Genomic DNA, 24236 nt, shown 5'->3' with positions numbered 1-24236 from the left:
CGCCACAAAGGTCAAACATGAAACGTGCTGCACTACTTGCCACGCCGTTCGCCTTGTTGCTGCCCGTTGTGCTGGCATCGTCCGCAGACATGGCGCACACCGCCCACGCCATCCATGCGGGACTCTCGCTGTTCTGCGCTGCCGCCGCGGTCATTGGCATTGTCTATATGGCGTCGGCGGGTGTCCTCATCCGGCGGTTCCTCGCTCGCGCACCCGCAGAGCCCGATAGCTTCCCGCCGGTTACCATCATCAAGCCGCTGCGTGGCCAAGAGCGGATGCTGCTCGATAACCTGGCGAGCTTCTGCAGGCAGGACTACCCGGGCCCCGTGCAGTTCCTGTTCGGCGTGCAGGACCCAGGCGATCCCGCGCTGGAAATTCTGAAGCAGCTTCGGCTTCTGCACCCAGAAGCCCACATCACGGTGGTAAGCGATTCCCGCTTGTCCGGCCCCAACCGCAAGATGAGCAATATCCTCAATATGCTGCCGCAGGTGCAGCACGACGTGCTGGTGTTCGCAGATAGCGATGTTGGCGTCGACCCTGGCTACCTTCGCCATGTCGTCGGCGAACTGCAAAAACCGGACGTTGGGCTCGTGACCTGTCTCTACCGGGGGCGGCCTGCCCCTGGCATCTGGCCTCGGCTATCGGCGATGGCCACCAACTATCAGTTTGTTCCCGGTGTGGTGACCGGCCTCGCGCTCGGGCTCGCGCGCCCCTGCTTTGGCCAGACCATCGCAACGCGCCGGGCGACCGTGGAGAGGATCGGTGGCTTCTTGCAATTCGCGCATCACCTGGCCGAAGATCACGCCATCGGCAAGGCCGTGCGGGAGGCCGGCGAGAAAGTCGCGATCCCGCCATTTGTCGTCACGCATGCTTGTGTCGAAGCCGACGCAACCGAACTGCTGGCACACGAGTTGCGCTGGAGCCGAACGATTCGGACCATCGACCCGGTTGGACATCTGGGCTCCGTGCTGACCTATCCTCTGATCTTTTCCGCGCTCGCCACTCTCGCATCCGGCGGCGCGGCCTGGTCATTGGCGCTGGTACTGACAGCGGTATTGGCAAGGCTGCTGCTCAAGTGGCAAATCGACCATGCCATGTGCCAGCCATACCGCGACGCCTGGCTGCTACCGATCTGGGACCTTTTATCATTCGGCATCTTTGCTGCCAGCTTTTTCTCCAGACGCGTGGTGTGGCGTGGACTCAGTTTCGAGGTCAGTGGCAATGGCCTGCTACACCCGATCAAGAAGGACTGATTCGCGATGCCGGTGCCCTGTCCGGAACGAACAGCTGTGTCCCGCCAGGCGGCGGCATCCGATTTCGATCCTCCTGTCGTCATTGACGCTATTCATCCTAGGAGCGGCAATCGCATCATGAAGTATCTCGGTTCCATAGCGGCCTTTGTCGGCCTGGTGGCTGCGCTCTGGCTCGTCTGGCACGAAGACCCCGGCCAGGTGTTCTCCTTGATGCGCGCCGCGGGGGGCGGACTTGTTATCGCCGGGCTTGCGCATTGGCTTCCCATGCTGTTCAACGCGTGCGACTGGCAGACACTGATTCCAGAAACGAAACGGCCCGGGATTGGCTCGATGCTGCGCCTGGTCTGGATCCGGGAGTCGGTGAACGGCTTGCTGCCTGTCGCCCGCGTAGGGGGCGAGATCGTCTCGTTCCGGCTGATGCGGCACTGGGGACTGCGCGCGTCGACGGCATCGGCCAGCCTGATCGTCGATATGCAACTGACCTTGCTCAGCCAGCTGATTTTTACGATGGTGGGAATCGGCTTCCTGCTCTCGGCACACTCGGACTCGAAGGCACTCCAGCTCGCCGGCAGTCTCGCCTGGGGTGTAGTCGCGCTCTTGCCGCTGCTGGTGTTGTTCGCATTGGTGCAGCACGCTAGCCCATTCGAACGGGCCAGTCGTGCTCTCAGCCGGTTGACCAGCGGCAAATTTGCCGCGCTGACTGGCCAGTCGGCCAGGATCGATCAATCGATCAAGCTTGTCTGGCGCCGCCGGGCCGTCATCATTCGCTACCTGTTCTTCTGGCAGCCGCTGCAGTACATGGCGACTGCGCTGGAGCTATGGCTAGCACTGTATTTCCTTGGGGAACCGGTGAACATGATGGATGCCCTGGTGCTCGAAGCCCTGGTTCAGGCACTCAGCAGCGCGGCTTTTTTCGTGCCTGCGGCACTGGGAGTCCAGGAGGGTGGCTTTGTCCTGATCGGGACCGCGCTGGGTCTTGAGCCCACGACCTGCATTGCGCTGGCCGGTGCCCGTCGCATCCGGGACTTGATGATTTACCTGCCCGGGCTGCTTGCCTGGCAAATCTCGGAATCGCGCAGCCGCATCGGCCGGCTTCGCTCCTGACTCGATCTGCAGCGATGCGGTATATGCACCAACTCATGAAAAAGACGCGCCGCGCGCGCCTGAAATCCCGGCAGGGTGACCGCGAGCCACTAACTGGGCTGCCCGGAACGCGCGCCAAGTCCCACTCGTGCGCCGCCCTTTGCTTGTGTTCCGCGTTGCTCGGTTTGCTCAGCGCACCGGCCTCGGCGGTGCTACCGGATGAAATCCAGGTGTACACCGGCGATATCAACGCGCCGGGAGAGTTCGGACTCGAACTGCATCTGAACACCACGCCAAGCGGCCATTCGCGGCCAACTTATCCCGGGGAAGTCACCACGCCGCACGGCTGGCGCGCGACCGCCGAGTTCTCCTATGGCCTCGCGCCTGCCTGGGAACTTGGGCTTTACATCCCCACCATGCTGTCGCGAGACAACAGCTATTACGTGACCGGTCCAAAGCTTCGCGTGAAGTGGATGCCAATCCACACTGTCGATGGCGCTGGATACTTCGCTGGCGCCAACGTTGAACTCGCGCGCGTCGGACAGAAATTCGAGAGCGCGACCAAGACCCTGGAGCTGCGTCCAATCATTGGTTATCAGGACAGTAATTGGCTCTTTGCCTTTAACCCCGTGCTGGGATGGGATCTTGCTGGCCCGGACAAAAGCGCTGTCCCCAGCGCAACCCCTAGCTTCAAGGTGGCCCGAACAGTATTGCCAGGGTTGCGCGCGGGCGCCGAATACTACATGGATCTGGGCCGCGTCAATCATCCAGCCACGGGGCCTTGGCAGGCGCAGATCATCTATCTTGCTTTCGATGTGAGTCGCGGCCCCCTGGTCTTCAATTTCGGCATAGGCCGCGGGCTATCCCAGGCAGCTGACCGCTGGACACTGAAATGGATCTTCGAAATACCGTTCTCCTGAGCCGCCAGCCTGGGAGAGAACCGCGCCAGGATAGGCGCCAGGAGGTTCTTGAGTCTGGTGCCTTCACGCGCAAATCGGTCATCGACCTATGACCGTCGGGTCCGATTCCTTTGCCCACCCAACAATCACAAACAAGATACGACTGAACCTGAATCCGAATCTGAATCCGAATCTGAATCTGAATCTGAATCACTTGGATTGCAGATAGGTTGCAACGGCGTTGGCTTGATCGTTGTTCAGATTGTGTGCCACCGCACTCATGACCGGTGCATTGCCGCGCGACTTGTCCCTGAAAGCCTCGATCTGACGTAGCAGATAGGATCTATGCTGCCCGGCAAGTCGCGGGAATTGCGCAGCCCCCTGCCCCTGCGCGCCATGACAGGACGCGCAGGCTGGCACCCCGTCATCGGGAGCGCCATACTCGAAAATGGTCTGCCCCTTGGACATCAGTGCCGCGTCTCCGGCCGCACCGGGTGCCGCCGTTTGACCTGCATAGTATTCGGCCAGCGATCGGATGGTTGCGTCGTCAAGTTGTGACGCGATACCCCACATGAATGAACGCGCCTCCGATTCGCCACGCGCATGCTCCCGGAAACCTTTGAGCTGCGTCTCCAGGTATTCAGGTGTCTGAGCGTCAAGCCGGGGGAACATTGGCGATTCGCTTCGCCCGTGAATGCCATGGCAAGTTGCGCATAGCTGGGCGGCGAGCTTGGCGCCATCCTCGCCATAAGCCCGCATGATCGCCATGCTCATGCCTGCAAAGGTAAGCAGCGCGAACAACGGTACACGGATGGTCAGCGTCATTTTCATAGTCGTACCAGGCCCGGAAAATCTCCAGCGGCAGATGTTGCCGGTGGCTCGTTCAGAACAGAAGCCAGCCGAGCAGATATAGCGTGTTGTTATCGCCGGCATTCCTGCCGTTACCGTCGTAGTTGGAGCGTGCGCCATTGAATTTAAGGAACCACGTGTACTGCACCGCAAACTTGACTTGCGGGTGAGGCAGATAGTTGAGCTCGAAGATCAGCCCGCGCGAGTCGGGATATCCATTGGCGCTGCCTGTGACCGGCGCCGGAGTGTACAAGCCCGTATCCGCGTTTCCGGTGGTCGAGAAATAGGCCAGCGTGCCACCATACTTGCGCTGGTAGATATAGGACGCCTTGGCCTTGAAGGTCGTAAGGTGGTCGGTCGGGTTCGCCGGTGTGGGGCCAGCGCCTATGCCGCCGCTGGGAAAGCTCGCGCGCCAGTCCTGTTTCTCGTAGATCCAGGCTGCCTGGGCAGCAAAGGCATGGGGTAGCGTGAGGTACTGGTACTGCGCGTCCAACGCATAGTCGCTGAAGCGGTCCGTGGGCGTGCCGGGCAAGGTGTTGTCCGGATACCGGCCGGCTATCAGGCCAAAGGTGCCCGCCATGATGGAGTGCGGGCCCCACTCCCGGTTGTACGCCACGCGCCAATATGGGTTCGCGCCACTCAAGCGTGCCACGCCCCCGGGTGTGTTGCTATCTTGTCCGGTCCGGAACACCGAGAATGCCTGGTCAGCTGTCCGATAGAGGCCAAACTCGATATAGAGGCTGCGCTGCCAGAAGAGGTACGCGGACGCGCCCGCCACTTGTTGCGCCAACCCGCCATCGATGAGCGTGCTCGCCATTGGCGTTAGCGAAACACTGCTCGACGCGTAGGGATAACCGAAGGCTGGCGTGCTGTTCCACACGTCGGAGACCGTCGGGTTATTGTTGACGGTCATGCCGTAGATGAAGTCGACATCGTTATCTGTCAAGTGCCACGCGGCGCGGATGTCTGTGTTGTCGAGCGCGGCATGATGGGCGATGCCATCGTAGGTCCATTGCGCAAAGGCGCCCACATGGTCAACGATGCGGCCGGCATAAAAGAGGCTCGCCTGCTGCAGCGTAGTGTCGCCATCGCGCAGGAAGTCGTAATTGGCCCGGTCAAGGGTCCTGGTATGTGTTTTTGATACCTGCACCATGGCCGAGACCGGAATGGTGGTGTTGTTCGTCAAGGTGTAGCCAGTCAACTTGAAGAAGCGGCCGAACGGGGTCAGTTCGGGAAAATTGACATGGCAGGCCATGCAGGCCATGCCCGTCTGGCGGGCAAAGGCGGGAACCGCCTCCGCCTGCCTCGGCAGCAGAGCGACCACGCAGGCAAGCGTCAATAGCGCCTCTACCGCGTACCTTGTGTGAGCTCTCATCATGTCCCCCCGCCTTCCCCTCGGATTCCGCTCTTAGGCTGGCACTTTTTCCCAGCCTAGAAAATCAAGTAACCTTTGAACAGGAACTTCGACGCAAAAGCTTGCGCTGCGTCAAGTTGAGCGGATGCGGGCGGCCAGCCGCTACTTCGGCGTTCCCCTTTGCCGCCGTCCAGGCGATTCTGCCAACCCCCTTGATGAGGAAATATGCCCAGGCGACATAAGGAACAGCATCGTGTTGAGGCCATTGGGTGGCTGCGTGCCGCGGTGCTCGGCGCCAATGACGGCATCGTATCGACCGCAAGTCTCGTTATCGGCGTGGCATCGGCACACACCGCTCACGAGAATATCGTGCTCACGGCCGTAGCAGGTCTGGTCGCAGGGGCCATGTCGATGGCAACAGGGGAATACGTATCAGTTTCATCTCAGGCGGATACCGAAGCGGCGGCCTTATCCGAGGAGCAGGCTGAACTCGACGCCGATTTTCCACGCGAGCAGCAAGAACTGACCGCAATCTATATGCATCGTGGCCTGGATCTTTCGCTTGCCAAGCAGGTTGCCGAAAAGCTGATGGCGCACGACGCGCTTGGCACGCATGCACGCGATGAACTGGGGCTTTCGATTGCGACCTCTGCCCGGCCTTTGCAAGCCGCGCTGGCTTCCGCCTGCAGTTTCTCGGTCGGCGCTGCCCTGCCGGCTACCGTCGCAGCGCTTGCCCCCGAATCAGCAGTGATCCCGTGCATAGTCATCTCGGCGTTGATATCGCTGGCTGCCCTGGGCGGCCTGGCCGCAAAAACCGGCGGTGCCAAAGTCGGCCCGGGTGTTATCCGCGTGGTCTCCTGGAGTGCCTTGGCCATGGCTGTGTCATCAGGCATCGGCCTGTTGTTTGGCAACATAGGCTGAGACGCCATAGCCCGCTGGCGCGCAGCTCGAGGCGCCGCTTGAAAGGCTCCCGCTCAAGCTCGCGCAAGCCGACTGCGCAGCGTCGTGACGATGTGGGTCGACGAACGCGTACTCAAAGCGGCTACCACCGGGCCTCGCGCGTCGATCACTGCATGTACCGACTCGAGACGTTTACCGTCGATCGCCTCCGGGCTCGCCACTTCAGTTCCCAGGCAACCGAAGGCCGGTCCGTGCGGGAGTGCTCAACCGCGCGTCCGCTGCCTGTCCGCCGTGCGTCCGCATCACTTGGTGCTTACTACTGTTCGCACACCGGGCGCCGCAATGAGGAATGTACATTGCACAGTTTCGTTCTTTACACTAGGCTCAATCGAATTGAGGAGCTTACACTCTTCGCTTGGAAGCGAGATCGATCAGCGTGCACTCAACCCGATGGATGCCTCGCTTTATCCTTGCCCTGAGTTACGTGATGGCTTCGCTCTCAGGTTTCTATGCATCGCAAAGCGAGGCACAGGACACCGTGGATGCCGATCAGGTCAAACGAGGCCAATACCTGGCAACGGCAGGCGACTGTGTGGCCTGCCACAGTGCCCCTACCGGGAAGCCCTATGCAGGTGGGCTGTCGCTTCCAACGCCCCTGGGTGCCATAGTTTCGACGAATATCACTCCATCGAAAACCCACGGCATCGGCAACTATACGCTTGCACAGTTTACCGACGCGTTGCGCAAAGGCGTGCGTGCAGACGGGCAACGTCTGTATCCGGCCATGCCATACACGTCCTATGCGCTGGTGACCGATGAAGATGCGGCAGCGCTCTATGCCTATTTCATGCATGGCGTAGCGCCTGTAGATGCCGCGCCCAACGCCACTGCCCTGCCCTTCCCCTTCAATATCCGTATGTCGATGGCGGCCTGGAATCTGCTATTCCTCGACGACAAGCCATTCCGCACCGACCCGGGCAAGAGCGCTGAGTGGAACCGCGGCGCCTACCTGAGCCGCGGGCTGGCGCACTGCAGCGCCTGCCATACCCCACGTAATGTCATGATGGCCGAAGATAGCGCTCGTGAGTTCGGTGGCGGGGATGTGGGGACATGGTATGCACCGAATATCACTTCGGATGCGATCAGCGGCATCGGGAGTTGGAACGAGCAGGAGATTGCCGCCTATCTGCGCAACGGTGATGCCGTGAATAAATCACAGGCCGCCGGGCCAATGGCCGAAGCCATTGATCACAGCCTGAGACATCTGAACGACGCCGACCTGCATGCTATTGCGATCTATCTGAAGAGCGTGCCCCCGATTCACGATGTCGCGGATACCCGTGCAGCCTCTGCATGGGGTGCCAAGGCGGACGATCTGATCAGTATTCGCGGGGTTGCCTTGCCCACTGACCTGAACCGGATGAGCGGCCCCCAACTCTATGATGCCCATTGCGCGACTTGCCACCAGGCACACGCGGAGGGAAGTTTTGACGGAGGGTTGCCCTCATTGTTTCACAATGCGGCGCTTGGCAGGTCCAAGGCCAACAACCTGGTCATGGTGATACTGGACGGCGTTCAGCGCCAGGTCGATCCGCCTGAACTGCGGATGCCCGGATTCGCCCATTCACTCACCGACCAGCAGATCGCGACGCTGGCGTCCTACCTGACGCAACGCTACGGTAATCCCAAGGTGATCGTCACGGCCGATGAAGTCAAATCGCTGCGGCAGGGCGGAGCGCCGTCGAATCTTGTCGCCCTCGCCCGTGCCGGCATGGCGGTAGGTCTGCTTGTGGTCATTGGCCTGGTATTTTTCGTCGTCCGACGCAAGCGCAGAAGGTCAACCTAAGCGGATGCAGGGCCGGCATGACGGCTGTGGGGCGAACCGTCAACCTGAAACTGGCATATTTGCGGAGCCACCTGGAGAGATGATGAAGCCATCCCATTTTCTCAAGGCTACAGCTATCCCGTTGCTCTGGCTTGCTGGCGCGTCGGCCAGCGCGCAAAGCAGCGTCACGCTGTACGGCATCGTGGACGATGCGCTTGTCTATGCGAACAATCAGCAAGGCCACTCCAATTTCTATACCCGAAGCGGCAATGTCTCGGCTTCGCGTTTCGGCCTGCGCGGTAGCGAACCCCTCGGCGGGACAACCTCAGCCATCTTCGATCTGCAGGAGGGTTTTGATATCGACTCGGGCAAGGAATCCAGTTCCGGCCTGATATTTAACCGGCAGGCCTTTGTCGGCCTGCAGGACACACGTGCCGGGACGCTGACATTAGGTCGCCAGTACTCAGCCTATTACCAAATACTCGGCGGGATCGGGCCCGTTGGGTATCTGACCGGCGCGACGGGCGCACACCCTGGCGATCTCGACGCCCTGGATACCACGGTCCGCCTCAACAATTCTGTCCAGTACGTCACCCCGCTACTTTCCGGCTTTAGCGCGGCCGTGCAATACGCCTTTGGGGAGATACCTGGAACCTTGCAGCGCGGCAGTTCCTTCAGCTCGGGCATCAAATACGCAAATGGGCCGTTTACCATCGGTGCAGCCTATCTGCGTTTGTACAACACCGGAAACGTGCGGGCGCTCGATCCCAATGCGAGTGGCAGCTATGGTTCCTCATCGGTCACTACCGGCTTTGTGTCCGCGCATGATGTCCAGCACGTTGGCGCGGCGGCTACGTACAAGCTGGGGCTGGCGCTCCTTGGACTTAATTACACCAACGTGCGGTTCAAGCCAGGTAATAGTTCGCTATTTACCGACACCGCTGTATTCAACACTTACGGCGCCATCGCCCACTTCGATATCGCCCCGCAGTTCGACGCCGCCGTCGGCTATAGCTACACGCGCGCCAGTACCTCAAACGGCATTTCCGATAGCGCCCGCTATCACCAAGTGTCGCTCAAGGAGTCCTATCACTTCTCGAAGCGCACTGCGCTATACGCGCTGCAGGCCTACCAGCACGCAAGCGGGCAGACGCTCGGTGCTGCCGGCGGTGCGCAAATCGTCAATGCAACGGCGACCGTGGGCGATTCGCAAAATAGTACGCCGGCTTCTGGCAGCAATCAGTTTGTTGGCATGTTTGGCATCGTGCATAATTTTTGAGCAAACCGGGCGTCAACCGCTTCCGCAGGAGGCGACGGCATTTCTTTCCTGGACGGGTATCGCTATGGAATCTCGCGAACAAATAACGACGAAGGACGCTGAGCCAAATCGCGCCCGCCGGGCGTTGCTGGCCGGCTTGCTCTCCACCTATACAGCCTCGCTGATTCCCTGGGCGCTGGCCCAGCCCGTAGCCAATGGCGATCAGGGTGCGTTTCTCGCGCTCTCCGCCATCATAGCGGGGCGACAGACACTTGACGGCGCACTGGCAAAGCGCCTGTATCAGGCGCTGACCGACGACGATGCCAAATTCCCCGCGGAGGCCCGCCAGTTGCTGGCCCTCATCGACGAGCGCAAGATCGACCCACTTCAATTACAGCAGGTGCTCGACAGTGAGCAGTCGCCGCTGGCCACCTTACCGCGCAAGATTGCGACGGCGTGGTTCATGGGCATGGTTGGCAGTGGCGACAACGTGCGGACTATCGCCTATGAAAACGCACTCAATGCCGTCATCGTCTCGGATGTCTTGAAACCCCCGACCTACTGTTTTGGCGTCTATGGCAGCTGGGCAGCGAAGCCGAACGCAGGAGCGAAGAATGGCTGACCAGTCATCTGCTGATTTTGTCGTCATTGGATCGGGAATCATCGGTTCGCTGACCGCGCGAAAACTGGTCACGAGTGGCGCCTCCGTACTGATCCTGGAGGCGGGGCCGCGTATCACTCGCGCCGAAATCGTTGCACGATTCCGGAACTCCACGCGCAGGAGCGACTGGCTGTCGCCCTATCCGCCCGCCCCATGGGCACCACACCCGATCTACCAGCCTAAGGACAATGGGCATCTGATTCAAGCCGGACCCTACCCATATCCCGCTGAATACATGCGGATCTACGGTGGCAGCACCTGGCACTGGGCGGCACAAGCCTGGCGCAACGTACCGAACGACTTCCGGATACAGAGTTTGTATGGCGTCGGAGTCGACTGGCCTATCACCTATGAAGAGCTCGAGCCGTTCTACCAGGAAGCGGAAGAAATCATGGGCGTGTCGGGAGCGCCCAATACCGGCTCGCCACGCACCAAACCGTTTCCGATGGAGCCAGTAGCGGAAGCATGGGCCATGCGCCGGATTCGGGAGCGGCTCGCCCCCGCCTATGAAGTGGTCAGCAACACCACAGCGCGCAACAGCCGAACCTACGACGGCAGACCGCCGTGTTGCGGCAATAACAGTTGCCAGCCGATCTGCCCGATCGACGCGCAATACAATGGCGGCGTCGCCGCAGCCTCGGCGGAGGCTGCTGGCGTCACCATCCTGACAAGTGCAAACGTCTACAAGCTGGAGCACGACGACAAAGGGCGAATCACCGCAGCCCTGTACTATGATCCGGACAAGCGATCTCATCGTGTCACCGGCAAGATCTTTGTCGTCGCGGCCAACGGGATCGAAAGCCCAAGGCTGCTCTTGCTCTCGGCGAGCGACAAGTTCCCCAAGGGCCTGGCGAACAGCAGCGACATGGTCGGCAGGAACCTGATGGATCACCCGAGCACCTCGCTCACATTCGACGCCGATGAAGACCTGTGGCTGGGACGGGGACCACAGAGCCCCACCTCCATCAACACCCTGCGCGATGGCGCCTTCCGTTCCGAGCACGCCCCATACCGGCTGGACTTCACGAATATCTCCCGCATCGATGGCACCACGAGAGCATTGATCAGCGCGGGAGTCTATGGCGTGGAATTCGAACAGCGTTTGCGCTACAGCGCGGCACGGGAGATGAGCCTGAAGAACGTCCTGGAAGTGCTTCCGCACCCGGAAAATCGGATTACCCTGAGCGACCAGAAAGATGCCATGGGTATCCCGAAACCCCAGGCTCACTATTCCATCGACGACTACACACGCCGGGGAGCCGAACGTTCAAAAGATGATTTCAAGCGGGTTGCAGAACTGATGGGGGGCACAAATCTGCGCCAAAGCAAGGACGGTGATTTCGCCAATAACCAGCACATCTGCGGCACGCTGAGCATGGGTAACGACCCCGCAAAGTTCGTTTGCGACCAATGGGGGCGCACGTACGACCATGAAAACCTGTTCCTCGCGAGCACCGGGGTGTTACCGACCGCAGGTACCTGTAACTCGACGGAGAACGGCCTCGCCGTGGCCTTGCGGACAGCCCAACACATTCTGTCGGAACAGGCAGGCCGGCCAACACCAAATGGAGATCAATCAAAGCCCTCTGGGTGAAGTGACTGTTGCACACGGCAGTGAGCCGCACCCTGGTCATGGCGTACCAGTTCGGCACCAACATGCGCTTCTTCTGTGAATTGATTCAAAAATCACTCACGCTGATTCTCCTACCGCCATGACGCGTAGCAAGCCGCTGCTGAGCATGCATCCGGAGCTCTCCTCTGTGCGTGTCTATCTGATCGGGCTGGCGCTCGGCTGCGCGACCGGCGTCGACTTTTGGGCATCGGCGATGATGGGGGTCGCGGGCACCCACATTCGCGGTGGGGTACATGCCTCGCCAGAAGATTTCCTCTGGAGCATGACTTCCTATGCCGCGGCTGCGGTAGTCGCCAACCTGATGCTGCGCCGCCTGGCCCGCGACATTAGTTATCGTGGTTTCACACTTGCGGGCCTGGCAATAGCCGGCTTCGGCGCGGTGTTGTGCGCACTCTCTCGAAATTCGCTGGAATTGAGCCTTGCGCGTGCCGTCCAGGGGTTCGGGGCGGGGGGCCTGTTTGCCGCTTCGCGCATCATCATTCAGATCGCTGCGGCGCGCGAGGAGCGGCGCCCGCTCTTTATCGGCTTCAGTATTGGCTCCATGGGCCTGGTCGCCCTGGCTCCATGGATTACGGCAAAACTCGTAGAAAGTGCGGACTGGCAGATGGTCTTTGTTCTGCAGGGGGGGATCGCGTTGCTGACGCTGATCTTTGTGCTGGCGACCTATCCGAAGCGGCTTACCGCCACACGTGCGCCATGGGAGGTCGATGTCCAGGACATGGACTGGGTGACGGTCGTCCTGCTCGGCGCCGGTGCGCTAGTTCTGCTGCACGGACTGGGCGACCTGCGCTTCTATGAACTGACCAGCTCGCCCTCGGTTGCCCTGACCCCGATTGTCGGCCTGATCTTCTTCGCAGCTGCCTTCGCTCACTTGCACGGGCATCCCGACCCCTGGCTTGACCCCAAGCTGCTGCTAGGTCGCCGCTTTCTGGTCGGGCTGACCTTTTACGCGATTTATTACTTCCTGAACGGGCTGTGGACCTATGTGGTGTCCACAATGCTACAGGGCGGGCTAGGTTTCACATTCCAGACCACCGGCACGGTACTGACAACAACTGGCCTGATCGGCTTTGCCGCAGCCATGGCCTTCACTTTCGGCAGCACGCTACTGGTCGGGACAAGGCGCTATATTGCGATTGGCTATCTGTTGTTCGCGGGTTCCGCCTGGCTGCTCTCTCAGCGCATGATGCCTGGCGCATCCATTGCGGTGCTTCTGCCCGCGCTCGCCATGCAGAGCCTAACGGTCCCGTTCATCCTGATGCTGGTAGCAGGCCTGACGTGGGCGGACTTTAACGTGGACGATTTCGCCCATGGCTACCAGTTCAAGAACATCGTGCGACAGATCGCCTCAGCAGGAGGAACAGGACTTGCAAGCCTCTGGCTGCAATTTGGCGAGGTCCTGGCCCGCACGCAACTGATTGCCAAGGTGACGCCGTTTGACTTCCCACAGGGGATCGACCAGACCGAGCTTGCACGGTTGTCGCAACTGATCGACCAGCAGGCGACGCTAGTTTCCACCAGCAATCTGTTTGCGCTGCTGGCATTCACCTGCGTTGTCATTGCCGCAATAGCCGTTGTCCAGCATGCGCTGCGATGAAGTGATCACATGCCCCTGCTAGCCGCTAGCGCGATGGCATGAGGCATCCCACATATTCACGATCTGGAGGTTGCCATGAATCCGCTCATCCAAGCCCTGACTACCTGCGGCGCAGAGCTGCTGGCGGAACTCGAAACGATCTACAAGGATATCCACCAGCACCCAGAACTGTCGATGCAAGAGGTTCGCACCGCCAAGCTCGCGGCCGATTACATCGAAACGCTGGGCTACGAGGTGACGCGCGCGGTGGGCGTCACAGGCGTCGTTGGCGTGTTGCGCAATGGCGAAGGCCCTACCGTGATGCTGCGTGCCGACATGGATGCACTACCCATGGCGGAGAATACCGGCTTGCCCTATGCCAGTACCGTCAAGGCAAAAGATGAAGATGGTGTGGAGGTAGGCGTGGCCCACTCCTGCGGGCACGACCTGCACGTGACCTGGCTGATGGGGGTGTCGCGCATTTTTGCAGAACATCGCGACGCCTGGAGAGGCACTGTCATGCTCGTGTTCCAGCCCGGCGAGGAAGTGGGCCGGGGTGCAGCGAGCATGGTTCAGGATTGGGGGGAGGGGCGCTTCCCCAAGCCTGACATTATCTTGGGGCAGCACGTGATGGTAGGACTGAGTGGAACGGTCTGCTACCGCCCAGGTGTCATCCTGTCAGCCGGTGACAGCTTGAAGATCAAACTATTCGGTCGCGGGTCACATGGCTCACAACCGCAGACCGCCATCGATCCGGTGATCATGGCTGCCGCCACCACATTGCGCCTGCAAACCATCGTTTCGCGTGAAATCTCGCCACTGGACAATGCAGTGTTGACCATTGGCTCGCTGCAGGCCGGCACCAAGGAGAACATCATTCCCGACGATGCCACGATCAAGCTCAATATGCGCACCTTCGACGAAGATGTGCGCGAGTACATGCTGTCATCCGTCAAGCGAATTTGCTGCGCCGAGTGCGATGCCTCCAATGCCGAGCGGCCGCCCGAGTTCACCACGCTCAGCAGTTACCCGCTAACCGAAAACGACGATGCATCGACCCAGAAGATCGCGGCAGCCTTCAAAGCACAGTTTGGCGACAAGGCCTTCGAGACTTCTCCGGCGTCGGCAAGCGAGGACTTCAGCATCTTCGGGCGTACGTGGAATGTGCCATACGTTTTCTGGTTCGTCGGCGGCACCGACCCCAGTGTGTATGCACAGGCCAAGAAGGAAAAGCAAATCAATAAGATACCTAGCAATCATTCGCCCAAGTTTGCACCGATCATCCACCCAACACTGGAAACGGGGCTGCAGGCCATGTTGACAGCGGCGTCTGCCTGGCTTTGCGGTCATCAAGCGCCATGATGGAACACAGTCTCTTTGTCGTGGTCGACCTGTTTGGTACCTTCGCCTTTGCAGTCAGCGGTGCTCTTGCCGCTGAACAGAAGCGCCTCGATCTGTTCGGTGTCGTCGCGATCAGCTACATGACAGCCTGTGGCGGAGGAATCGTTCGGGATCTCTGCCTGGGCTCGTTACCGCCGGTGGGCATTTCAGATTGGCGGTATCTCGCGACCTCGGTGTTTGCCTCGGCAATGGCAATCTGGGCGCGTCCAATCGTTGACTACCTCAAGCATCCTGTCGTTTTTTTTGACTCGCTTGGACTGGGTTTCTTTGCGGTCGTTGGCGCACACAAGGCGCTGCTGCTTGGCCACAACATCGAGGTGGCCATCGTGCTCGGCATGGTGACCGCTGTCGGCGGCGGCATGGCGAGAGATGTGGTGCTCAATCGCGTGCCGATCATCCTGCAGAAAGAAATCTATGCACTCGCCGCACTGGTCGGCGCAGCCATACAAGTTCTTGGACAATTCATGGAATGGAGGGTGGCAGTTACGCCTTGGTTTGCGGCGTCGATCTGCTTCGCAATCCGCCTACTTGCCCTGCGCTATTCCTGGAGCCTTCCAGTTTTTCATAAGACGGACGCCGCGTAGTCAGCGAGAGCGTCCGACGCCAACCGTGTAGACGCAAGCGCCGCACTTGACAGACCATTCGCGTGATGGGCGTGTGACTGAATCGCGCTCGCGACAGGTGATGTGGACGGACACGATCCTCGCCCTCCCCCCTCCGATCACCGCGTGTTCGCTGGGCACTGACAAACGAGGAGTCTGTCTTGCGTAGATCTGCGGGAACGTGCGCAAGGGATGGTTTGACAAGGAGGCCGTGCTTCCGACGATTCGCGAGCAGATTGCCGACCGTGCGTGCACGACTTGAGTACTGAATTTCCTTGGCACGCTCCGATACGTCAAGAAATGACGACAGTATCGTCATCCCTGGGCAACGTGACTGCGCGAAAAAAGGCCGGCAAATCTGCCGGCCAAGCGTCCTTGCACCCAGTGAACAAAGGCAAGGTCGATATGACTTGTCTCCAGCGCACCCCGACAGCACGCTGGCTGATATCGCGAGCGGTATTAGAAGCGGTGACGCACACCAACCATGGCGCCGGTCTGGTTCTGGCCGGGCAGGGTGTTCATTGCGTTGGTCACGCCGTAGGTTGCCTGCCCCTTGTTCTTCACGTAGCCGAGCAGCACGTAGGCGTCGGTGCGCTTGGACAGGGCATAGTCGGCATTCAAGACGTACATCCACGAACTGTTGCTGTCCTTGCGGGCGTCGGTGTAGTAAGCCGCGCCGGTCAGGCTGAAGGCAGGGGTGAACTTATACAGCGCGCCCAGCCAGTACAGGTTGTCCTGGCGGACTACGGTCGCACTGGTGACCTCATCGCGCATCCAGCGATAGCCGGCGAACACCTTGGCATCGCCGAACGCATACGCGCCACCGATTGCGGCGCGCTTGGCCGCAGCGCCGGACGTGGCAATGGTGCTGCCCTGGTACTGGTCATAGGCGACACCCACCGAGACCGGGCCGTTCGCGTACGCCAAGCCGCCACCGAAGTTCTTGCCAACCCGGAAGCTACCCGGCACTTCCCCACCGTTGGTGATGTTGCTATCGCGGCCGAAGCTGTAGAAACCGGTGGCGGTCAGGCCGCCGAACTTGCCGGTGTACTTGACGGCGTTGTCGGCGCGGCCGTTGAAGCCCTGGGTATCGACCGAGTTGAGCGAGTAGCTGCTGCCGACCGCCATCGGGTCGTAGGCGCCGAACAGGTCATACAGGGCGTTTTGCTGGCGGCCCAGCGTGACTGCGCCGAAGTTGCTCTGCAGGCCAACATAGGCTTGACGGCCGAACAAGCGGTTGCCTTGGGCGGACTTTCCCGTGTCGAGGTCAAAACCGCTTTCCAGCACGAAGATGCCCTTCAGGTTATTGCCCAGGTCCTCCACGCCGCGAATGCCCCAGCGCGAACCGGAGAGGCCACCGGACGTCAAGCCTGTGACCGAGCCGCCACCGTTAGGGCCTTGCACGTGACTCTGGAAGCTAACGCCAGCATCGGCAATGCCGTAAAGCGTCACGCCAGACGATTGCGCTGAAGCAGCGGTGGACACGGCGCACGCAGCGACTGCTGCCAAAACGAAGAGAGGTTTTTTCATGATCATTTTCGGTTTCTGATTGATCCGGTAGGGTCACGCTACCGGGGAAGCCTGCCTTGGCAAGAAAGCGAGACAGCCAAGGCCAACTCCATGCGAGTGACGCATCGTAAGGCACTTATGTGACAGCAATAAGTAAATAGTTATCCAATCGGAACATCTATTGTTCCTGATACGGGAATAACTGTTCGAGCAGGCAGCCAAGTGAAGCGTCGCCCTGAGGGCGTGCGTGGCGCTGAGCGGGGGACGAGACTCACGCGGTTGAGTCGCAGTAAGGCAGTGAGTTTGGCAATAGCCCCGAAGGACCTGCCAGGCTATGCCGCCAGGCCATGGAATTGCCGCACCGCGGCGGTAGTGCTCCCTCCGGGCCGGTGGATTTGCCCCTTGGCAAAACAGCGATCCACGCAGCGATCGCTGCGCGGCCAGAGCAGCACCACGGTGAACTGCGCGGGCCTCAGGCCTGCGGCCCGCCCTGCCGCTTCAGCGCCATCGCCAGCACACGCGCCACGTGCATGGCCTCGGTGTCGGCGCCGTCCAGGATCTGGTGGCGGCAGCTGGTGCCGTCGGCCACCACGATGGCATTGGCGGCGCGCTTGCGCACCGCTGGCAGCAGCGACAGCTCGGCCATGGCCTTGGACGCCTCGTAGTGCTCGGCCTCGTAGCCAAAGCTGCCCGCCATGCCGCAGCAGGACGATTCCACCGGGGAGACCTTCAGGCCGGGGATCCAGCCCAGCACGGTCTGCACCGGGGTGAAGGCGTCGAATGCCTTCTGGTGGCAGTGGCCGTGCACCACGGCCTCGCTCGTGTGCAGCGCATCAAGATCGAGCGAGAGGCGGCCGGCTGCCTTCTCGCGCACCAGGAACTCCTCGAACAGGAAGGCCTGTGCGGCCAGCTTCCTGGCCTCGTCGCCGTAGCCGTAGCTAAGGAACTCATCGCGCAAGGACAGCAGGCACGAAGGCTCCAGGCCGACGATGGGGATGTCGCGATCGACATAGGGCTTAACCGCATCCAGCAGGCGCCGCGCCTCCTCCCTGGCCTGGCCCACCAGCCCCGCCGCAAGGAAGGTGCGGCCGCAGCACAAGGGGCGCTCGCCTTCGCGGCGGTTGAAATGCACCGTGTAGCCCGCCGCCTCCAGCACCTGCTGCGCCGCCAGCGCGTTCTCCGGCTCCATGTAGTTGCTGAAGGTGTCGACGAAGAGCATGACTTCGCGGCCCGCCCCGCCTTGGCGCGTTGCCTTGGCTTTTGACAGGAACGCGGCCTTGAAGCGCGGCAGCGAGCGTTGCGGCGCGAATCCCATGGCCCGCTTCACCACGCCGGAGATGCCGGGAATGCCATCGGCCAGCGCTAGCAGCGCGGCAAGGCGGCTCGCCACGGGCGCATAGCGCGGCATGAACGCCACCATGCGCTCGCGCACGGTGATGCCGTGCCGCTGGGCCCAGGCATGGCGCGCTTCGATCTTGAACCTGGCCATGTCCACGCCGGTCGGGCAATCGCGCTTGCAGCCTTTGCAGGAGACGCACAGGTCGAGCGCTTCCTTGACTTCACGGCTGGCAAGGCCGTCATCGCCCAGCTGGCCCGACACTGCCAGCCGCAGCGTATTGGCACGGCCGCGCGTGACGTGCTGCTCGTCCTTGGTCACGCGATAGCTCGGGCACATGGTGCCCGCATCGAACTTGCGGCAGTGGCCGTTGTTGTTGCACATCTCCACCGCCGCAGCCAGGCCGCCGGCGCGGTCGGTGCCCGTGCCGGGCGCCGTTTCCTCGCCGGTCAACGGGTTGCGGCTGACGTTCCATGCGGACCAGTCGAGCGCCGGCGTGAGTGGCAAGGCGGCATAGCCCGGCGCAAAGCGGAAGTTCTCGCGCGCGTCCATCCTGGGCGGGCGTACGATCTTGTCCGGGTTGAAGCGGTTGTCCGGATCGAACAGCGCCTTGATCTCGCCGAAGGCGGCGTTGATGCGCGGGCCATACTGCCAGGCCACCCATTCGCCCCGGCACAGGCCATCGCCGTGTTCTCCGGAGTACGCGCCCTTGTACTCGCGCACCAGCTCTGCCGCTTCCTCGGCGATCTCGCGCATGCGCACTGCGCCGTCGCGCCGCATGTCCAGGATCGGGCGCACATGCAGCGTGCCCACGCTGGCATGGGCATACCAGGTGCCTTCGGTCTCGTGCTTGTGGAACACGGCGGTAAGCCGGCGGGTGTACTCGGCCAGGTGCTCCAGCGGCACGGCGCAATCCTCGATAAAGGAAACCGGCTTGCCATCGCCCTTCATGCTCATCATGATATTGAGCCCGGCCTTGCGCACATCCCACAACGCCTTCTGCGACCTGGCGTCGGCCATCTTGACCACCGAGCCGGGCAGCCCCAGGTCGCTCATCAGCGCTGCCAGGTCGTCGAGCTGCGCCAGCAGCGCGCTGTGTTCCTCCCCGGCGAACTCGACCAGCAAGATGGCCTGCGGCTCGCCGGACAAGGCGCTCTCGATGACGGGGCGGAACGCCGGGTTCTCCATCGACAGGTCGATCATGGTGCGATCCACCAGTTCCACCGCAACCGGCTTGAGCCTGACGATATGCTGCGTCATGTCCATGGCCTGGTAGAACGTGGGGAAATTCACCACGCCCAGCACCTTGTGCCGCGGCAGCGCAGACAGCTTCAGCGTGACCTGCCGGCTATAAGCCAGCGTGCCCTCCGAACCCACGAGGATATGCGAGAGATTGGCGTGGCCGTCGTCGGTATAGGCACGCGGATTCTGGCATGCGAACAGGTCGATGTTGTAGCCGGCCACACGGCGCAGCACCTTGGGCATGCGCTCGGCAATCTCGTCGCGCTCGCGCGTGGCGATGCGTTGCAAGCCCTTCAGGATGCCCGCTGCGCGCGGATCGGAAACGGGAGCCTTCAGCGAGCCGAAATGGCATTGGCTGCCATCTGCCAGCACGGCATCGATGCCCAGCACGTTGTGCACCATGTTGCCGTACTCGATGGAGCGCGAGCCGCAAGAGTTGTTGCCGGCCATGCCGCCGATGGTGCATTGCGCCCCCGTCGATACATCCACCGGGAACCACAGGCCGTGCGGTTTCAGCCAGGCGTTGAGGTGGTCCAGCACAATGCCGGGCTCAACCGTGATGGTGGCGGCCACGGGATCGAAATCCACCACGTTGTTCAGCCACTTGCTGTTGTCGATCACCAGCGCCTCGCCAACCGTCTGTCCGCACTGGCTGGTGCCGGCGCCGCGCGCCAGTACCGGGGCTTTTTCGTCGCGGGCGATCTCCAGCGCCAGCAACAGGTCCGCCTGGTCCCGCGGCACCACCACGCCGATGGGCGTGATCTGGTAGATCGAGGCATCGGTGGCGTAGCGGCCCCGGTTGGCGCGGTCGAAGAACACGTCGCCGCGCAGTTCCTTGCGCAAACGGGCCGAGAGCGGCGACAGCGCCGGGCCGGCGCGGCCCGGCGACGGCACAAGATGGATCGGCTTGACGAGCATCGGGGAGGAGGATGGGTTCATGGCTTTCTACCAGGGCTTGTGTGGAGGGGTGCCGTGCCGGCGCGCCGTGTCATGCGAGGATCAGTTCAACTGGCGGCAGGCCCGCGATCCGGCCCAGCGCCACGCCTGCCCGGGCGGGAAAATGCATGCCCGTGTACGACCCGGCGAGGGATAGAGATGGGCATAGGGCTGGCGCATGGTTTGCGGGTCGGTTGGCATGTCTGCGTGGCTCAGGCGCGCAACGGCTTCGAGGCATCCGCGGGCTCGGCTTCGAACTTGCTCTCTGGCTGCATGCGCAAGGCCAGGATCACGCCAATACCCATCAGCACCATGCTGCCGATAAAGGGCAGCTCCCAGCTGCCGAAGCGATCGATCAGGTAGCCCGAGAGCACTGGCGAGATGATCGCGGCCAGCGCCGAGCCGGAATTCATCATCCCGCTCGCGGTGCCGGAATGCTCCGGCGCGATGTCCATGGGAATCGCCCACATCGGCCCGATCGTCATCTCGGCAAAGAAAAAGCCGCCGGCCAGGCAAGCCATCGAGACATAGAGGTTGTGCGTAAACAGCAGGGGGAGCAGCGACAACATGGTCAGCAGCATGCAGACCGCCACCATCCCGCTGCGCGCGCGCTTCAGGCTGCCGGTGCGGTCGTAGAGCTTGTCAGTAACGATGCCGCCCAGGGTGTCGCCGATCACACCGGCAAAGAATACGGCGGAGGCAAAGATGGCGGACTTCTTCAGGTCCAGGTCGTAGCTATGCAGGAAGTACTGCGGAATCCAGCTCAGGAACAACCACAGGGTCCAGCCGTAGCAGAAGTAGACGATGGTCACGGGGGCCATGCGCTTGAACAGGCGGCGCCAGGGCACGTTGGCAGCCTTTTTCCTGGGGGCGGGCAGCGTCTCGAGTTCTGCCGGGGTCATGCGGGGATGGTCCTTCGGATGCTCGGTGAAGGTCACCGCCCACAGCGCCACCCAGACCAGGCTGATCGCGCCGCAGATGTAAAACGACTCGCGCCAGCCGTAGACCGCCATGATGGCGACGACCGCGGCCGGGGCCACGGCGTTGCCGACCCGGGCGCAGGCATGGGTGATGCCCTGCGCGAAGCCACGCTTTTCCTTGGGCACCCAGCGTGCCATGGCGGCGGTGGCAGCCGGAAAGGTAGCGCCCTCGCCCAGGCCCAGCAGCAAGCGCGCGGCGAGCAGGGAAACCAGACCGCCGGCAAAGCCCGTGAGCAACGTGGCGACGGCCCACAGCACGCCGCAGACCATCAGGGTGCGCTTGGCGCCGAACCGGTCGCTCACCCAGCCGCCGATGATCTGGAACACCAGGTAGGGATAGGCAAAGGCCGAGAACACCAGGCCGATCTCGGTCTTGCTGAGGTTGAACTCCTGGCCAAAGCCGGCCGCGGCCGTGCTCACATTGACGCGGTCCAGGTAGGTGATGAAATACATGATGCATAGCATCCCCAGCACGACGCTGGTTGCACGCAGGCGCTTCATGGTTTGTCTCCGTTGTGTTGTTCCTGCCCGCCCGGCGGGACGCCGGGGCCAGGGCAAATTCATCGCGGCCGGCTCTATGGCCGGTTCCCGCTACTGCGCACAGGCGTTGGCATGGCTGCCGAACGGCAAAAATGGGCAACACCTGTCCCTGGCCTCACCCCAGGGGTGAAGCCATGCCTGCTTGCACTCGCTCGCTTGTTATTGCGTTGCGCGGTTCAGGAAGGCCGCCCGGCCCTCCCTTGCTGGCTTATGCCGCGGCCTTCAGCACCGGGCTATCCGCATGCGATGCCAGGTACTCCATCGCCGACACGACGCCGCTGGCCGCCACCGGCACGCCGGCGAGCTTCAGCCCCATCTCGCAGCCGGACAGCGTGGCCATCAGCGTGAGGTCGTTGCAGTCGCCGAGATGACCGATGCGGAACATCTTGCCGCGTATCTTGCCCAGCGCCTGTCCCAGCGACATGTCGAAGCGTTCATAGATGCGCTTGCGCACGTCGTCGGCATCCACGCCGTCGGGCATCATCACGCCCGTCAGCACGGGGCTGTACACGGAGGCATCCGCGCACTGGATCTCCAGGCCCCAGGCCCGCACCGCACGGCGCGTGGCTTCGGCCAGCCGCTGGTGCCGCGCGAAGACGTTGTCCAGGCCCTCCTCCAGGATCATGTCCAGCGCCTCGGACAAGCCATAGAGCAGATTGGTGTTCGGCGTGTACGGCCAGTAGCCGTTCTTGTTGGCTTCGATGATCTCGCCCCAGGCCCAGAACGCGCGCGGCAGCTTTGCCGCCTTGCTGGCCGCGATGGCCTTGGGCGACAGCGCATTGAAGCTGATCCCCGGTGGCAGCATCAGCCCTTTCTGCGAGCCCGATACCGTTACGTCCACGCCCCACTCGTCGTGGCGATAGTCCGCCGAGGCCAGGCCGGAGATGGTGTCCACCAGCAGCAGCGCCGGGTGGCCGGCCGCGTCGATGGCGCGGCGCACCGCGGCGATGTCGGAGGTCACGCCGGTCGAGGTCTCGTTGTGCACCACGCACACCGCCTTGATGGCGTGCGCGCTGTCGGCGCGCAGGCGAGCTTCGATCATGTCGGCCTGCACGCCACGGCGCCAGCCCTCGATGCCGGGCAGCCCGAGAAATTCCGGCTTCAACCCGAGCGCTTGCGCCATCTTTTTCCACAGCGTGGCGAAGTGACCCGTCTCGAACATCAACACCGTGTCGCCGGGGCTCAGCGTGTTGGTCAGCGCGGCCTCCCAGGCGCCGGTGCCAGAGGCCGGATAGATGATGACCGGCTGCTCGGTCTTGAAGATCTTCTTGATGTCCGCCAGCACCTTGCGGCCCAGCGCGCCGAACTCCGGGCCACGGTGGTCAATGGTCGGATAGCTCATGGCACGCAGGATCCGGTCGGGCACGGGGCTCGGGCCAGGGATCTGCAGGAAGTGGCGGCCAGCGGGGTGGAAGTCGAGTTTGATCATGGGTTGTCCCTCCTTTGTGAATTATGCATTTTGCATTCAAAATACTTTAGCAGACGAAACGCACCACCTCCAAGCGCTGTTTTGGCCTGAACATTGGGTGTTTACCCCGAATTTGGGTGCCTGCCAGGAGATGCAGTAGAATGCGAAAAACGCAAAGATAAGGACTTTGAATGCAGAATCCATCTGGCAGCGACCTCACGCGCCCTGCCGCGGTCCTCCCCAAGGTCGAGCGCCAGCGGCTGCACGACACGGTAGTCGACCACCTGCGCAAGTTCATCGTGGAAGGCGTGCTGTCCCCGGGCATGAAGCTCAACGAACGTGAGCTATGTGAAACGCTGGGCATCTCCCGCACGCCGCTGCGCGAGGCGTTCAAGGTGCTGGCGGCGGAGGGCCTGATCGAGATCTCGCCCAACCGGGGCGCCAGCGTCTCGCGCATGACGGAGGCGGAAGTCTGGGAGACGTTCGAGCTGATGAGCGGCCTGGAAGCCTTCTCGGGCGAGCTGGCTTGCGAGCGCATCACGCCGGCCGAGCTGGCCGAGATCAAGGCGCTGCATTATTCGATGCTGGCCTGCCGTGTGCAGAACGACCTGCCGGGCTACTACAGCCGCAACCAGGAAATCCACGACCGCATCAACGAGGCGGCGCGCAACACCGCGCTGCGCCAGACCTACCAGGGCATCAACCGCCGCCTGAAGGCGCTGCGCTTTCGCTCCAACCACCAGACGGACAAGTGGGATCGCGCCGTGCATGATCACGAAGACATGATCAAGGCACTGGAGGCGCGTGACGGCAAGCTGCTGGGCGCCATCCTCAAGCGCCACTTGCTGGAAAAGCGCGACGCCATCATGCAGATCCATCCGGACCCGGTCGGCGACCCGCCCGCCCACAACGATTAAAGTCAGACGGTCTCCGATAGCCATGTGCTGGCACTGGGCCAGAATGGAGTCAGCCGCTATCAGCTAGAAGCCAC

At 62.0% G+C, this 24236-nt stretch carries 18 protein-coding genes; 12 read left to right on the top strand and 6 right to left on the bottom strand.

All coding sequences use genetic code 11. The annotated features are described in order from the left end of the window. Positions 1-17: 17 nt before the first annotated feature. From hpnI to AC1RQK_RS26265, 3 genes are all read left to right on the top strand, one after another. Positions 18-1253 (top strand): bacteriohopanetetrol glucosamine biosynthesis glycosyltransferase HpnI, encoded by a 1236-nt coding sequence (gene hpnI / locus AC1RQK_RS26275; protein WP_492811934.1) that lies wholly within the window; start codon positions 18-20, stop codon positions 1251-1253. 117 nt (positions 1254-1370) lie between these two features. Next, entirely contained in the window at positions 1371-2357 is a 987-nt protein-coding gene (locus AC1RQK_RS26270; protein WP_492811932.1) for a lysylphosphatidylglycerol synthase domain-containing protein, read from the top strand. A gap of 35 nt (positions 2358-2392) precedes the next feature. After that, positions 2393-3256: a hypothetical protein gene (locus AC1RQK_RS26265; protein WP_492811930.1), complete on the top strand. Its 864-nt coding sequence runs from the start codon at positions 2393-2395 to the stop codon at positions 3254-3256. Positions 3257-3445: 189 nt separating this feature from the next. On the opposite strand, the gene AC1RQK_RS26260 is transcribed toward AC1RQK_RS26265, so the two are convergent. Next, entirely contained in the window at positions 3446-4009 is a 564-nt protein-coding gene (locus AC1RQK_RS26260; RefSeq protein ID WP_492812021.1) for a c-type cytochrome, read from the bottom strand. Positions 4010-4118: 109 nt separating this feature from the next. Continuing rightward, entirely contained in the window at positions 4119-5348 is a 1230-nt protein-coding gene (locus tag AC1RQK_RS26255) for a cytochrome C (RefSeq protein WP_492812019.1), read from the bottom strand. Between the two features lie 315 nt (positions 5349-5663). Between AC1RQK_RS26255 and AC1RQK_RS26250 the strand changes: the two genes are divergently transcribed. From AC1RQK_RS26250 to AC1RQK_RS26215, 8 genes are all read left to right on the top strand, one after another. After that, positions 5664-6359 (top strand): VIT1/CCC1 transporter family protein, encoded by a 696-nt coding sequence (locus AC1RQK_RS26250; RefSeq protein ID WP_416052661.1) that lies wholly within the window; start codon positions 5664-5666, stop codon positions 6357-6359. Between the two features lie 466 nt (positions 6360-6825). Continuing rightward, entirely contained in the window at positions 6826-8184 is a 1359-nt protein-coding gene (locus tag AC1RQK_RS26245) for a c-type cytochrome (protein WP_492371231.1), read from the top strand. Between the two features lie 79 nt (positions 8185-8263). Next, positions 8264-9442 carry a porin gene (locus AC1RQK_RS26240; RefSeq protein ID WP_492371230.1) on the top strand — a complete coding sequence of 393 codons (1179 nt, stop codon included), beginning with the start codon at positions 8264-8266 and terminating at the stop codon, positions 9440-9442. Between the two features lie 64 nt (positions 9443-9506). Beyond that, positions 9507-10043 (top strand): sugar dehydrogenase complex small subunit, encoded by a 537-nt coding sequence (locus AC1RQK_RS26235; protein WP_492371229.1) that lies wholly within the window; start codon positions 9507-9509, stop codon positions 10041-10043. Then, positions 10036-11676, top strand: a complete 1641-nt coding sequence (locus AC1RQK_RS26230) for a GMC family oxidoreductase (RefSeq protein WP_492811927.1) — start codon at positions 10036-10038, stop codon at positions 11674-11676. The genes AC1RQK_RS26235 and AC1RQK_RS26230 overlap by 8 nt, the downstream gene beginning before the upstream one ends. Before the next feature lie 118 nt (positions 11677-11794). Next, positions 11795-13312 carry an MFS transporter gene (locus AC1RQK_RS26225; RefSeq protein ID WP_492811925.1) on the top strand — a complete coding sequence of 506 codons (1518 nt, stop codon included), beginning with the start codon at positions 11795-11797 and terminating at the stop codon, positions 13310-13312. A 75-nt stretch (positions 13313-13387) separates the two neighbouring features. After that, positions 13388-14653: a M20 family metallopeptidase gene (locus tag AC1RQK_RS26220; protein ID WP_492811923.1), complete on the top strand. Its 1266-nt coding sequence runs from the start codon at positions 13388-13390 to the stop codon at positions 14651-14653. Continuing rightward, the gene (locus AC1RQK_RS26215) at positions 14650-15276 is read left to right on the top strand and encodes a trimeric intracellular cation channel family protein (protein ID WP_492371225.1); all 627 of its coding nucleotides are present in this window, start codon (positions 14650-14652) and stop codon (positions 15274-15276) included. Before AC1RQK_RS26220 ends, AC1RQK_RS26215 begins: the two co-directional genes overlap by 4 nt. 477 nt (positions 15277-15753) lie before the next feature. Here the strand turns inward: AC1RQK_RS26215 and AC1RQK_RS26210 are convergent, their stop codons facing one another. From AC1RQK_RS26210 to AC1RQK_RS26195, 4 genes are all read right to left on the bottom strand, one after another. Further along, positions 15754-16824: a porin gene (locus tag AC1RQK_RS26210; protein ID WP_492371224.1), complete on the bottom strand. Its 1071-nt coding sequence runs from the start codon at positions 16822-16824 to the stop codon at positions 15754-15756. Positions 16825-17275: 451 nt separating this feature from the next. Further along, complete coding sequence (locus AC1RQK_RS26205) at positions 17276-20320, bottom strand: FAD-binding and (Fe-S)-binding domain-containing protein (RefSeq protein WP_492371223.1); 3045 nt, start codon at positions 20318-20320, stop codon at positions 17276-17278. Between the two features lie 209 nt (positions 20321-20529). After that, complete coding sequence (locus AC1RQK_RS26200) at positions 20530-21798, bottom strand: MFS transporter (protein WP_492371222.1); 1269 nt, start codon at positions 21796-21798, stop codon at positions 20530-20532. 247 nt (positions 21799-22045) lie between these two features. Beyond that, the gene (locus AC1RQK_RS26195; RefSeq protein ID WP_492811919.1) at positions 22046-23266 is read right to left on the bottom strand and encodes a pyridoxal-phosphate-dependent aminotransferase family protein; all 1221 of its coding nucleotides are present in this window, start codon (positions 23264-23266) and stop codon (positions 22046-22048) included. A 170-nt stretch (positions 23267-23436) separates the two neighbouring features. Between AC1RQK_RS26195 and AC1RQK_RS26190 the strand changes: the two genes are divergently transcribed. Next, positions 23437-24162, top strand: coding sequence for a GntR family transcriptional regulator (locus AC1RQK_RS26190; RefSeq protein WP_150984617.1), 726 nt, complete (start codon positions 23437-23439; stop codon positions 24160-24162). The last annotated feature ends 74 nt before the right edge of the window (positions 24163-24236 follow it).

It is taken from the genome of Cupriavidus sp. GW822-FHT02D05 (assembly GCF_058802485.1).
Note: the sequence above shows the minus strand (reverse complement) of the source record. Positions and strands in the feature narration are given on the sequence as shown.